The following is a 12,351-nucleotide window of genomic DNA, read 5'->3' as shown; positions in this document are numbered from 1 at the left end:
GAAAAACAATATGAAAACATCTCCCAAACAATACATTGAAACCCCACGCCTGATTCTGCGCGACTGGAAAGAAGAAGATATCCCCGTTTTTGCCCGACTGAACAGTGATGACAAGGCAATGGAGTTCTTCCTCAACAAACTTTCCTATCAGGAAACCCTCGATTTCTATAATCGTATTCAGAAAGAATTCTCTACCAACGGATACGGACTATATGCAGTAGAAAAGAAAGAAGCCCCTGCATTTATCGGTTATGTAGGATTGCATGACGTTACGTTCGATGTAGACTTTGCCCCAGCCGTAGAGATAGGCTGGCGTCTGCTCCCCGAAGTCTGGAATCAAGGATACGCCACCGAAGCCGCTTCTGCCTGTCTGGAATATGCAAAGACGGCATTGGGACTGAAAGAATTATATTCCTTCACCTCGCTCCCCAACAAACGCTCGGAGCGTGTGATGCAAAAGATAGGTATGGTAAAAAATAAGGAATTCAATCACCCATTAGTCAGTCCCGGTCATCCTTTACGCAGACATGTACTATATAAAATATCCTTGGCAAATATCTAGTCAATATACTGCCCACGAGTACCTGTAAGGCACATAAAAAAGGGCTACACCCTTTATCTCGGATAGCTACACCCTTTACCCCAAAAGGTGTAGCCATCCTGAGAAAAGGGTGTAGCCTTAGAAAAGAAAAGTTTTTCATCTTTAAAGAAAAGCGCAATATACCATAAGAAACTCTAATGCAAATAAAAAACAATTATCGCTTTTTTATTAATAAATCATGAATTAAAAGTTGCCGTATCCAACTATTGTATTACCTTTGTCGCAGTTTGAGTTACGAATCGTTATCGTATAGTTCTCCTTTTTATATCTTATTAAGCAGACCTCTCCTTTAATTATCCCCTCACTCTTACATTAGTATTTATTTAATTAAAATTTCAAATGAACATTTACATTTCAGGTTTAAGCTTTGGCACAAATGATGCCGACTTGAACGAATTATTCTCAGCGTATGGAGAGACCTCTTCTGCTAAAGTTATTATGGACAGAGAAACCGGAAGATCCAGAGGATTCGGTTTTGTAGAAATGACCGACGATGCAGAAGGACAAAAAGCAATTGACGAACTCAACGGAGCAGAATACGACCGGAAAACGATTTCAGTAAGCGTTGCACGCCCTCGCGAAGAAAGACCCCGCAACAACGGATATAATTCCAGACGTTATTAATGTCTACCCTACAAACAAGAACAGGAGATATAATCTTCTGTTCTTGCTTTTTATCAATCAAAAACAACAATACAAAGAAAAGAACATCGCTAAACGAATAGAATACCAGAAGTATATTTATCCGCTTGCAGTCTTGTTACAATATCAATTTTATGAAACCATTTTTTATTGGAAATATAGAGATAAAAACACCTATCATACAAGGTGGAATGGGAGTCGGAATTTCATTGTCCGGCTTAGCATCAGCCGTTGCCAATGAAGGCGGCATAGGTGTTATTTCATGTGCAGGCTTAGGTCTGCTATACCCCAAAGGCAAAGGCGACTATACCGAAAAATGCATTTGCGGACTTAAAGAAGAAATTCACAAAGCCCGCCAAAAAACGAAAGGAATCCTCGGAGTGAACATCATGGTGGCTCTTTCCAATTATGCAGAAATGGTCCGCACAGCCATAAGCGAAAAAATCGACGTAGTCTTTGCCGGTGCAGGACTTCCTCTCGATTTACCTTTATACCTGACGCCGGAAAGCAAAACGAAGTTAGTACCCATCGTATCTTCTTCAAGAGCTGCAAAAATAATATGTGACAAATGGGAGAAGAATTATAATTATCTGCCTGATGCCATAGTAGTAGAAGGCCCCAAAGCCGGAGGGCATCTGGGATTCAAGAAAGAACAGTTGCAAGATGCCCAATACGCTCTGGAAGCATTGATACCCGAAGTAGTAGCTATCGCAACAAGTTATAAGGAAAGAAAAGGCATTCCCGTAATTGCCGCAGGTGGAATCTCCACAGGTGAAGACATTGCACGGTTCATGCAACTGGGAGCTTCGGCCGTACAGATGGGAAGTATTTTCGTAACTACCCAGGAGTGTGATGCTTCGGAAACTTTCAAAGAGGTCTATATTCATTCCAAGCCCGAAGATGTTCTCATCATCGAAAGTCCTGTAGGTATGCCCGGACGAGCCATCGACGGAGAGTTTATCCGCAATGTGGAAAAAGGCCAGGAAAAGCCCAAGTGCTGCTCATTCCATTGCATCAAGACGTGCGACTATCAGAAAAGCCCTTATTGCATCATCAAGGCATTGTATAATGCAGCCAAAGGCAATATGAAAAGAGGATATGCATTTGCAGGCAGCAACGCTTTCCTCTCCGACAAAATACGCAGTGTGAAAGAGGTGATAAGTACATTGAACACTGAATTTCTTTTAGCAACCTGCCAATTAGTCCCAGCGAAAATGAAAACTTAAAAAACAATTCGATATGATGAAAAAGAGTATTATCCGACCAGAGACAGGGTCTTCCAATCAATTAACAGAGAATGCTATCAAAGAGCACAAGAAAAAAGTGGGAGAAGTAATCCTTGTAGCAATCACTCCACGGACAACGATTGAGCTTCCGGCTCATCTATCTCAGGCTGAAATAGCCGAACGTGTAGAGCTTTATAAGAAGCTGCACAGTTCGAAAATATAGTTTCAGTTTATTTTCATCAATTGACTATAACAGAAAATCCCTGAAGTTTAACACCTCAGGGATTTTTTTATAATCATACGACGAGAACCTTTCTTTAAGCTTCTATCCCCGTCACCGTCTTCAATAAATAGCCTATCAGAAAACTTATTCCGGCCACTGAGAAACTCAGTATTGCCATTTCCGAAAAGCGGCGTTTGAAGCTCTCGTTCCGGGCTATGGCATAATAATAATTGAAGAAAGCAATGATGAGCAATGCCATCAGAAGCATAATGCATAACGCCATGACAGGGCTCGACAAAAGAATGAACGGCCCCACCAAAGCTACCACAGTAATGATATAAGCAATACCAGTATAAATAGCCGCCTTAACCGGACGCTTGTTTCGTGTCTTTTCCGATTTTGTAGAAAGATACTCGGAAGAAGCCATAGAAAGTGCTGCTGCAATTCCCGTAATACTTCCGGTCAAAGCTATCAGTTTCGTATCATTCAATGCCAACGTAAAACCTGCCAAAGCTCCCGTAAATTCCACTAATGCATCATTCAGACCAAGCACCACCGACCCCATATATTCCAATCGTTCCTCGCTAATCATTCCTATGAGTTTTTCTTCATGATGCTGTTCGTCTTGCGCCATCTCAGCAAAATGTTCCATATCAGGATACTGAGAATAGACACTCGTTGTTTCTTTCTCTCCCAGCTCCAACCGCCGGACAGCGAATGTAATGCCTAACAGGCGTACCAGCCATACATAGAAAAAGATTTCCCAACGATTGGAAGTAACCTCCCGATGGGTGTAACTGCGTAACGTAGCATAGTGCCTGCTTTCATCTTCTGAAATACGTTGCAGAATTTTCCGGTTTTCCGGATCTTTTTCAATAGTTGCCAGCTTCTTGTATATGATACACGATGTGATTTCTTCCCGCTGGAAGCCAATTATCTTCTTCAGTAACTCTTCTGTTTCCTGTCTCATTTTTCTATTAATTAAGTAAACGCAAAATTATGAATAATCGATGTTATACAACAATCAAACCCATAATTGTTTTCATGAGGACATCAGTTTTTTCTCGAAAAGAATCAGAAGACAATAAAGATACAGTTATTTTAGAATAAGGAAAGTTGGTCGGTGCGAAAGCTTTTCATCTCCCGCTCCACAATCATGACAGCAGGGTCTAAACTGACCCTGCTAATCATATCGCCACCCTACTCTTCTTTAGACGACGGAACCACGTAATCTTCTTTAATGAACTCATCATACACCCTTTTAGGATGGTCGAACGGAGCTACCCCCGTACGGTCTTCATTAAAGTTCTCACGCCGGAACTTTTTCAATTTTAGATTGTCTTCAGCATATTCCCTCAGTTTCCTTTTCTCCTGACCATACAAAGAGCTGGATAGTACTTCAGATTCCAACAGACTCTCTTTAGGAGTGATGGATGGTAATAAGTTCTGTTCCAAGAGTCCGCGATACGCCCCATTATACTCACACCAGACATTATTGCCCAGAACAAACAAACGATAGGTATAGTTGGACCATGCTGTTTTGATAGTTATTTCACGAGCATAGATTTCTACTGTCGCTTCCGAGGCATAGCTCGGATCGCGAATGACAACCAGTTTCCGACCTGAAATATCTTCCTTTACAGAAGTAATCCATCTTTCACCATGCAAGATTTCTTCAATAATTTCAGGCAGTTTTTCTTTAATTTCAAAATGTATTCTCATGTTCTTTGCCTGTGGGTCAGGACTTTTTTATTACCCCCAATTTGATATATGCCCCTAAAGATAACGAAAATTCATTTGAAAAACAATAAGTGCTGCGAAAATATTATCTATTTGCCATCCGATAGATGTTTTCCATATCTTCACGATACAATATCTTCAAATTTCCTGTCGTTCCCTTTCCGCCGGAACTGCACTTATCCGCCATCATTCTGATTTCGTCATCCGTAGCCTGCCGCCCTATCAACTGACAAATGCTGACAGGCATCCCGATAGCACGATAGAAATTCTCCATGGCTTCAATACCCGCCAAAGCTGTATGTTCAGCCGATTTAAAATCATTCGTCACTCCCATCACATTTACGGCAAACTGTGCGAAGCGTGTCACATTTTCCTTATAAACATATCGCGCCCAACTTCCCCAAAGAGCCGCCAGACCTGCACCATGAGCCACATCGAAGAGAGCACTCAATTCATGTTCAAGTTGGTGTGTAGCCCAGTCTCCGGTAGTTCCGCATCCCGTCAGGTCATTGTGTGCCAAACTGCCGGCCCACATAATCTGTGCACGATGAGCATAATTTTCCGGAGCTTTCAGCACTTCAAAAGCACTGTCTTTCACGGTACGAAGAATACCCTCGGCCACAGCGTCCGTCACGGTCATGTCGTCATCGTGAGAGAAGTAACGCTCCATCGTGTGCATCATAATGTCCGTCACGCCGCATGCTGTCTGATAGTTGGGCAGTGTAAAAGTACGTTCCGGATTCATCACCGCAAACTTGCAACGGCATAAGTCATTGGAGTACCCTTTCTTCAAGTCACCATCCTCGTTGGTGATTACAGTGCTGTTACTCATTTCACTACCTGCCGCAGGAATCGTCAGTATGGCAGCCACCGGAAGACAAGCTTCCGCCTCCAACGCCCGACAAATCTTGCCGAGTAAACCGGAGCGCTCAGCACTCTGTCCGCCATAATGTACCAGAACATTCGTCCCACCGCATTGTTTCACCAGTTTCCCTGTTTTCTCTTCCGAAGCTACTCCAAATACAACTTCCGTGGGAGCATAATAAATAAAGTCTCTCATTGTTCGATATGATTGCTTGGTTATTATACAAAGATAAAACACGAATATCAAAGATACAAAGTTTATAGAAGTTATAACCTGCCAAAGGAATTATTCACACTTCTTTAATCCTGCATGGCAATTTCCTCTTTATCCCTTATATTCTTCTATATATATTTGATAATTACTTTTAGCAAATTCGGTTCTTTCCTGTAAAATAGGCTATTTAACCGAATTTGTACCGAGTTTATACCGAGTATGTACCGAATCTATATCGAATTTATTATATACACTCTCTCTTACTTAAATATATGGGCAATTTACAAAACTTGTATCCATTCATGCTCGTTCCCTATTCCTATCCATTCAGAATATAACTTTTCTTTATGTCTGATAAAAGAGTATGAATAGGTTATCCGGGCAGAATGGCATAGTTTTGTAACGAATTAAACAGAATATATCATGTATAAGCAAATTATTCGTCCGTTACTTTTTTTGTTGAGCCCTGAGAGAGTACACTCTCTCCTATTGTCCGCTTTGCAGTGCTATGGTCGCTTGCCGTTCGTTCGCTCCTGGGTACGCCACTATTACAAAGCTACGGATAAGCAATTGGTCTGGAACCAGCTCGTCTTTAAAAACCGGATCGGTCTTTCTGCCGGATTTGATAAGGGCGCCGAAGTTTTCAACGAACTTGCCGATTTCGGATTTGGCTTTATCGAAGTAGGAACCGTGACACCAGATGGTCAGCCAGGCAATCCAAAGCCGCGCATTTTCCGTCTGCCGAAAGCTGCTTCACTGATTTCAAGGACAGGATTTAATAACCCCGGATTAGACATTGTGAAACGTAACTTAGAAAACAAAACCGATGCATATTTGCTCGGTATCAATATCAATAAGAATCCCCAATCAGAAAAAGAAGAAGCCGTGAACGATTTCTTAAGACTATATGCCGGCCTGTATAGTCTGGCGGACTATTTCACACTGAATTGGGGTTCCATAGAGGTGACTTTGATGCATAAGGTTCTGGAAACGCTCACCGCCTTCCGGAGTAAACAGAAGATTTATCGTCCCATACTCCTGAAAGTACCTGCCGATATTACTCCCGAAGGAATGGATACAGTGCTTAATTGTATACAGACCTACAGACTGCAAGGAGTGATAGCCACCGGCCCCACAATGGACCGCTCAAATCTATCCCCCTATACAACCGCCCGGTTAGAAGCTATCGGTGCGGGTGGAGTAAGTGGAAAAGGTATCGGAAAGAAATCACTCGAAGTCGTAAAATATCTTCGCACCCACAGTGAGAAAGGTATGCTGATTATAGGGACAGGCGGTGTGATGAGTCCCGAAGATGCCAGGCAAATGCTGGCAGCCGGAGCGAATCTGATACAGATTTATTCCGCTTTCATCTACGAAGGGCCGGCAATTGTTAAGAATATGATTAAAGCTATCCATTAGAATAAGAAACAATCGTTATCTTTGCACGGTAATTACCAACTAACTAATTCCGATATAAATATTATGGCATTTACCAACAACATTATGATTGTCCGCCACAGATTGCTGACAGAACTGGTAAAATTGTGGAGAGACAACGAACTTGTAGAAAAAATAGACCGTCTTCCCATCGAACTGAGTCCGAGAAGATCAAAGCATGCCGGGCGTTGCTGTGTACATAAAGAGCGTGCCGTATGGAAATACAAATCGCTACCGCTACTTGGCTTGGATATGGAAGATGAACAAGACGAATTAACCCCATTGTCAGAGTACGCAGCGCATGCACTGGACAGAGCCGAAAATGGGAAACCGAAAGATAACATCCTATGCGTGATTGACGAAGCATGTTCGGCTTGTGTACAGATCAATTACGAAATCACCAACCTTTGCCGTGGTTGCACCGCCCGCAGTTGCCAGACCAACTGCCCCAAAAAGGCTGTCCACGTGAAAGAAAGCGGACAGGCATGGATAGACCACGATGAATGCATCAGTTGCGGTATTTGCCACAAGAGTTGTCCGTATCATGCAATCGTCTATATCCCCGTGCCCTGCGAAGAAGCTTGTCCGGTGAAAGCCATCAGCAAGGATAAGAAAGGTATCGAACACATCGACGAAAGCAAATGTATCTATTGCGGAAAGTGTCTCAACGCTTGTCCGTTCGGAGCTATTTTCGAGGTTTCTCAGGTATTCGACGTCCTGCACAAGATACGCAAAGGAGAAAAAGTAGTAGCCATTGTAGCACCGTCTATTCTGGGACAATTCAAGACCACTATTGAGCAGGTATATGGCGCACTCAAAGCTGTAGGATTCACTGATGTCATCGAAGTGGCTCAGGGAGCTATGGATACGGTCAGCAACGAGGCACATGAATTGATAGAGAAGCTGGAAGAAGGACAGAAGTTTATGACTACTTCCTGTTGCCCGTCATACATTGAGCTGGTGAACAAGCATGTGCCGGGAATGAAACCCTACGTATCGAGCACCGGATCGCCTATGTACTACTCCGCGCGTATTGCGAAAGAGAAACATCCGGATGCGAAAGTGGTGTTCATCGGTCCTTGTGTAGCCAAACGAAAAGAAGCACAATGGGATGATGCTGTGGATTTTGTCATGACTTTCGAAGAAGTAGCATCTGTATTGGACGGACTGAACATCCAGTTGGAACAGGCACACCCTTATAGCATGTCGTTCGCATCCGTACGCGAAGCACACGGATTTGCACAGGCAGGTGGTGTAATGGGGGCTGTAAAGGCTTATCTGAAAGAGGAAGCAGACAAAATTAATGCCATTCAAGTAGCTAACCTGGATAAAAAGACTATCGGTTCTCTGCGTGCTTATGCCAAATCGGGAAAGGCTCCGGGACAGTTCATTGAAGTGATGGCATGCGAAGGCGGATGTATCACAGGACCTTGTACGCACAATGAAATTGCAGCCGGTAAGCGTCAGTTTGTACAGGAATTGGCGAAGCAGGAAAAGACTTATTAGATAAGTAGTAAGTAGTTAGTAGTAAGTAGTGAATAGTTAGTAGCTTATTAACTTTGATAGAATGAAAACTTTGATTGCTAAACTCCTGCAGGAGCACCATCTGGATGCAGAAGAATACAAAGCTCTGCTGCTTTGCAGGGATGTCGATGCCCTGATATACCTGCAAGAACAGGCACGGGAGGTAGCACTCGGACAGTTTGGTAATCGGGTATTTATTCGCGGGCTGATTGAGATAAGTAACCGCTGCCGCAATAATTGCTACTATTGTGGCATACGGAAAGAGAATCAAAATGTTGCACGCTACGAGCTGACGCAGGAGGATATTCTGGATTGTTGTCGTGAAGGATATACACTCGGTTTTCGCACCTTTGTATTGCAAGGTGGCGAAACACCGGCTGCAAAGGATGACGGGATGGTTGAAACAATCTCTTCCATCCGGCAGGAATTTCCGGATTGTGCCATAACCTTGTCGTTAGGCGAGAAATCCCGTGAGGCTTACGAGCGCTTTTTCCGGGCAGGAGCCAACCGGTATTTATTGCGGCACGAAACGCACAATGAAGAGCATTACCGCCACCTGCATCCGTCCGGTATGTCCATAAAACAACGGCTGCAATGCCTGATGTGGTTAAAAGAAATCGGTTATCAAACCGGGACGGGAATCATGGTAGGTAGCCCCGGACAGAGTGTAGACCATCTGGTGGAAGATATTCTTTTTATAGAACAATTCCATCCGGAGATGATAGGTATCGGTCCGTTCATCCCGCATCACGACACTTCGTTCGCCACTGCCCCTCCGGGGAGTATGGAAATGACCTTAAAACTCCTTTCCATCTTCCGCCTGATGCATCCCGGAGTGTTGCTGCCTTCAACAACAGCATTGGCCACCCTCTCCCCGGACGGAAGAGAACGCGGCATACTGGCAGGAGCCAACGTGGTAATGCCCAACCTTTCCCCCCGCAACCAACGGGAGAAATATACACTTTATGACAACAAAGCTTCTCTTGGTGCCGAAGCCGCAGAAGGATTACAGCAATTAGAAGAGAAGTTGGCAGCTATAGGCTACCGAATATCGAAAGAAAGAGGCGACTATAATAGTGGTTAATGATAAATGATTAGTGATTAGCCGGCTGCAGAATAAAGAGCTAACGACTAATCACTTATCACTAACAACTAATCACTTATCACTAACCGTTAATCACTAAAAACATGTATAATGTTAAATCAAAACAAGCGGAAGAGTTCATCGATCATCAGGAAATTCTGGATACGCTGGACTATGCCCTTTCCAATAAAAACAACCGCGTACTCATAGAAAGCCTGATTGAAAAGGCTGCCTTGTGCAAAGGTCTGTCCCACCGCGAAGCTGCCTTGCTATTGGAGTGCAACCAGCCCGACCTGACGGAACGTATCTTCCATCTGGCACGGGAAATCAAACAAAAATTCTATGGCAACCGCATCGTGATGTTCGCACCGCTATACCTTTCCAACTACTGCGTAAACGGTTGTGTCTATTGCCCTTATCATGCCAAAAACCATACGATAGCACGCAAGAAACTGTCACAGGAAGAGATACGTCAAGAAGTCATTGCCTTGCAGGACATGGGACATAAACGTCTGGCCCTAGAAGCCGGCGAAGACCCGCTACGCAACCCCATCGATTATATTCTGGAATCCATCCGGACCATCTATGGCATCCGCCATAAGAATGGTGCTATCCGGCGGGTAAACGTGAATATTGCCGCTACAACGGTAGAGAATTACCGTCGGCTGAGAGATGCAGGTATCGGCACTTACATTCTTTTCCAGGAAACCTATCACAAGGGGAATTATGAGACCTTGCATCCCACAGGCCCTAAAAGCAAGTATTCCTATCACACCGAAGCTATGGACCGTGCCATGGAAGGTGGTATCGACGATGTAGGTATAGGTGTATTGTTCGGGCTGAATACCTATCGGTACGATTTCGTAGGATTATTGATGCATGCCGAACATCTGGAAGCTACGTTTGGCGTAGGTCCGCATACCATCAGCATACCGCGCATTTGCCCTGCCGACGATATTGAGACGAAAGATTTCCCCAATGCCATTTCTGATGAAATGTTCTGCCGCCTCGTTGCGGTAATCCGCATTGCAGTACCTTACACCGGAATGATTATTTCCACCCGTGAATCGGAAGCAGTACGGCGCAAGGTGTTGGAATTAGGTATTTCACAAATCAGTGGTGGTTCGCGCACCAGCGTAGGCGGGTATGCCGTGCCGGAAACAGAAGAGGAGAACTCGGCTCAATTTGATATCAGCGACCGTCGCACGCTGGATGAAGTGGTAGGCTGGTTGCTTGACCTGGGACATATCCCCAGTTTCTGTACGGCTTGTTATCGTGAAGGACGGACAGGTGACCGTTTCATGTCTCTTGTCAAACGAGGGCAGATAGCCAACTGCTGCCAGCCCAATGCACTAATGACATTAAAAGAATATCTGGAAGATTATGCCTCACCCGAAACGCGGGAAAAGGGTATCCGCCTCATTCACGAAGAGATGGAGCGCATTTCTAATCCAAAGATTAAGGAGATAGCGATGAGAAATCTGTACGAGATAGAAAACGGAAAAAGAAATTTCAGATTCTAAGAAGAAGTTGATGTATTCAGTTCATACATAAACAAATTAAAACCCTATGAACCAGACTCCCAATGCCAACCGCCTGCAAATCGCTCTCTTCGGACGGAGGAACAGTGGTAAATCCAGCCTTGTCAACGCATTGACGGGGCAAGATACTGTCCTCGTCTCCCCCACTCCCGGCACAACTACGGATCCGGTTACGAAAGCGATGGAAATTCATCCTTTCGGCCCCTGCCTATTCATAGACACTCCGGGATTTGATGACGAAGGTGAATTGGGAGAAATGCGCGTGGAACGTACCCTGAAAATCATAGAGAAAACAGACATCGCCTTGTTCCTTTGCGAAAATGGAGATGAAGAAGAACAAGCATGGATAAAACGCCTGAAAGAGCGGAATATCCCCATAGTGCTCATCTTGAATAAATCCGATATTCGCCCCGACATTGGACCCCGGGCTGCACAGATTGAAAAAGTTTACGGAGAACATCCCGTCATTGTAAGTGCTCAAAGTGGTACCGGCATCCGCGAAATCCATCGCGCTATCCTGGAGAAGCTCCCTGCTGATTTCGGGGAACAAACCATCACCGGGAATCTGGTAAAGGAAGGAGATGTGGTATTATTAGTCATGCCACAAGATATTCAGGCCCCTAAAGGACGTCTGATTCTCCCCCAAGTGCAGACTATCCGCGAATTACTGGACCGGAAATGTCTGGTCATGAGTTGCACCACCGATAAATTGGGAGATACATTACGTGCGCTCGCCTCTCCGCCCCAACTGATTATTACAGACTCACAAGTATTTCAGACTGTCTATCAACAGAAACCGGCAGAAAGCCGTCTCACCTCTTTCTCCGTACTCTTTGCCGGCTACAAAGGAGATATACATTATTACGTGGAAAGCGCCGCCGCCATCGACAGCCTCACAGAGCAATCACATGTACTGATAGCCGAAGCCTGCACGCATGCCCCACTGACAGAAGACATAGGAAGAGTAAAACTCCCCCGCCTGTTGCGGAAAAGAATCGGCGAAAGATTAAAGATAGATATCGTTTCGGGAAATGATTTCCCTGAGGATTTATCCGGATACAATCTGATTATCCATTGCGGTGCCTGCATGTTCAACCGCAAATATGTACTGAGCCGCATCGGGCAGGCAAAAACACAGAAAGTGCCGATGACAAATTATGGAATAGCAATTGCACATTTAAGTGGAATACTTGATAAGATCAGTTATTAAATGTTCTCCGGGCGAATGATTATTTGCCCGGAGAACACACTCCTT

12 protein-coding genes are annotated in these 12,351 nt (G+C 44.4%); 9 read left to right on the top strand and 3 right to left on the bottom strand.

Features of this window, described 5'->3' with window-relative positions:
- Nucleotides 1–10: 10 nt before the first annotated feature.
- The 4 genes from DW182_RS12735 to DW182_RS12720 all read left to right on the top strand — a co-directional run bounded on the left by DW182_RS12735 (nucleotide 11) and on the right by DW182_RS12720 (nucleotide 2,692).
- Nucleotides 11–562, top strand: coding sequence for a GNAT family N-acetyltransferase (locus tag DW182_RS12735; RefSeq protein ID WP_118295770.1), 552 nt, complete (start codon nucleotides 11–13; stop codon nucleotides 560–562).
- A 378-nt stretch (nucleotides 563–940) separates the two neighbouring features.
- Nucleotides 941–1,225, top strand: a complete 285-nt coding sequence (locus DW182_RS12730) for an RNA-binding protein (protein ID WP_117707150.1) — start codon at nucleotides 941–943, stop codon at nucleotides 1,223–1,225.
- Nucleotides 1,226–1,377: 152 nt separating this feature from the next.
- The gene (locus DW182_RS12725) at nucleotides 1,378–2,469 is read left to right on the top strand and encodes a nitronate monooxygenase family protein (RefSeq protein ID WP_117707197.1); all 1,092 of its coding nucleotides are present in this window, start codon (nucleotides 1,378–1,380) and stop codon (nucleotides 2,467–2,469) included.
- 16 nt (nucleotides 2,470–2,485) lie between these two features.
- Nucleotides 2,486–2,692: a hypothetical protein gene (locus DW182_RS12720; RefSeq protein WP_369862749.1), complete on the top strand. Its 207-nt coding sequence runs from the start codon at nucleotides 2,486–2,488 to the stop codon at nucleotides 2,690–2,692.
- 94 nt (nucleotides 2,693–2,786) lie between these two features.
- Here the strand turns inward: DW182_RS12720 and DW182_RS12715 are convergent, their stop codons facing one another.
- From DW182_RS12715 to DW182_RS12705, 3 genes are all read right to left on the bottom strand, one after another.
- Entirely contained in the window at nucleotides 2,787–3,662 is an 876-nt protein-coding gene (locus DW182_RS12715) for a VIT1/CCC1 transporter family protein (RefSeq protein ID WP_117707151.1), read from the bottom strand.
- A gap of 230 nt (nucleotides 3,663–3,892) precedes the next feature.
- Nucleotides 3,893–4,414: a hypothetical protein gene (locus tag DW182_RS12710; RefSeq protein WP_025830640.1), complete on the bottom strand. Its 522-nt coding sequence runs from the start codon at nucleotides 4,412–4,414 to the stop codon at nucleotides 3,893–3,895.
- 103 nt (nucleotides 4,415–4,517) lie between these two features.
- Complete coding sequence (locus DW182_RS12705; protein WP_118295769.1) at nucleotides 4,518–5,492, bottom strand: iron-containing alcohol dehydrogenase; 975 nt, start codon at nucleotides 5,490–5,492, stop codon at nucleotides 4,518–4,520.
- Nucleotides 5,493–5,933: 441 nt separating this feature from the next.
- On the opposite strand from DW182_RS12705, the gene DW182_RS12700 reads away from it, so the two are divergent.
- From DW182_RS12700 to hydF, 5 genes are all read left to right on the top strand, one after another.
- A complete protein-coding gene (locus tag DW182_RS12700; protein ID WP_118295768.1) occupies nucleotides 5,934–6,929 on the top strand; it encodes a quinone-dependent dihydroorotate dehydrogenase in 996 nt (331 codons plus the stop codon).
- A gap of 63 nt (nucleotides 6,930–6,992) precedes the next feature.
- Complete coding sequence (locus tag DW182_RS12695) at nucleotides 6,993–8,453, top strand: 4Fe-4S dicluster domain-containing protein (protein WP_118295836.1); 1,461 nt, start codon at nucleotides 6,993–6,995, stop codon at nucleotides 8,451–8,453.
- A 61-nt stretch (nucleotides 8,454–8,514) separates the two neighbouring features.
- Nucleotides 8,515–9,555 (top strand): [FeFe] hydrogenase H-cluster radical SAM maturase HydE, encoded by a 1,041-nt coding sequence (gene hydE / locus DW182_RS12690; protein WP_118295767.1) that lies wholly within the window; start codon nucleotides 8,515–8,517, stop codon nucleotides 9,553–9,555.
- A gap of 104 nt (nucleotides 9,556–9,659) precedes the next feature.
- Nucleotides 9,660–11,078: a [FeFe] hydrogenase H-cluster radical SAM maturase HydG gene (gene hydG / locus DW182_RS12685; RefSeq protein ID WP_118295766.1), complete on the top strand. Its 1,419-nt coding sequence runs from the start codon at nucleotides 9,660–9,662 to the stop codon at nucleotides 11,076–11,078.
- Nucleotides 11,079–11,124: 46 nt separating this feature from the next.
- A complete protein-coding gene (hydF, locus tag DW182_RS12680; protein WP_118295765.1) occupies nucleotides 11,125–12,306 on the top strand; it encodes a [FeFe] hydrogenase H-cluster maturation GTPase HydF in 1,182 nt (393 codons plus the stop codon).
- Nucleotides 12,307–12,351 lie beyond the last annotated feature (45 nt).

Origin of the sequence: Bacteroides sp. AM16-24 (assembly GCF_003471885.1) — a bacterium.
Taxonomy (GTDB): Bacteria; Bacteroidota; Bacteroidia; order Bacteroidales; family Bacteroidaceae; genus Bacteroides.
The sequence above is the reverse complement of the archived record's forward strand: the minus strand, read 5'-3'. Positions and strand labels throughout refer to the sequence as shown.

What these genes read in the sequence shown, in the direction of transcription:
- DW182_RS12735 (WP_118295770.1), top strand. Translation starts at nt 11, where the DNA reads ATGAAAACATCTCCCAAACAATACATTGAAACCCCACGCCTGATTCTG.
- DW182_RS12730 (WP_117707150.1), top strand. Translation starts at nt 941, where the DNA reads ATGAACATTTACATTTCAGGTTTAAGCTTTGGCACAAATGATGCCGAC.
- DW182_RS12725 (WP_117707197.1), top strand. Translation starts at nt 1,378, where the DNA reads ATGAAACCATTTTTTATTGGAAATATAGAGATAAAAACACCTATCATA.
- DW182_RS12720 (WP_369862749.1), top strand. Translation starts at nt 2,486, where the DNA reads ATGAAAAAGAGTATTATCCGACCAGAGACAGGGTCTTCCAATCAATTA.
- DW182_RS12715 (WP_117707151.1), bottom strand. Translation starts at nt 3,662, where the DNA reads ATGAGACAGGAAACAGAAGAGTTACTGAAGAAGATAATTGGCTTCCAG.
- DW182_RS12710 (WP_025830640.1), bottom strand. Translation starts at nt 4,414, where the DNA reads ATGAGAATACATTTTGAAATTAAAGAAAAACTGCCTGAAATTATTGAA.
- DW182_RS12705 (WP_118295769.1), bottom strand. Translation starts at nt 5,492, where the DNA reads ATGAGAGACTTTATTTATTATGCTCCCACGGAAGTTGTATTTGGAGTA.
- DW182_RS12700 (WP_118295768.1), top strand. Translation starts at nt 5,934, where the DNA reads ATGTATAAGCAAATTATTCGTCCGTTACTTTTTTTGTTGAGCCCTGAG.
- DW182_RS12695 (WP_118295836.1), top strand. Translation starts at nt 6,993, where the DNA reads ATGGCATTTACCAACAACATTATGATTGTCCGCCACAGATTGCTGACA.
- hydE (WP_118295767.1), top strand. Translation starts at nt 8,515, where the DNA reads ATGAAAACTTTGATTGCTAAACTCCTGCAGGAGCACCATCTGGATGCA.
- hydG (WP_118295766.1), top strand. Translation starts at nt 9,660, where the DNA reads ATGTATAATGTTAAATCAAAACAAGCGGAAGAGTTCATCGATCATCAG.
- hydF (WP_118295765.1), top strand. Translation starts at nt 11,125, where the DNA reads ATGAACCAGACTCCCAATGCCAACCGCCTGCAAATCGCTCTCTTCGGA.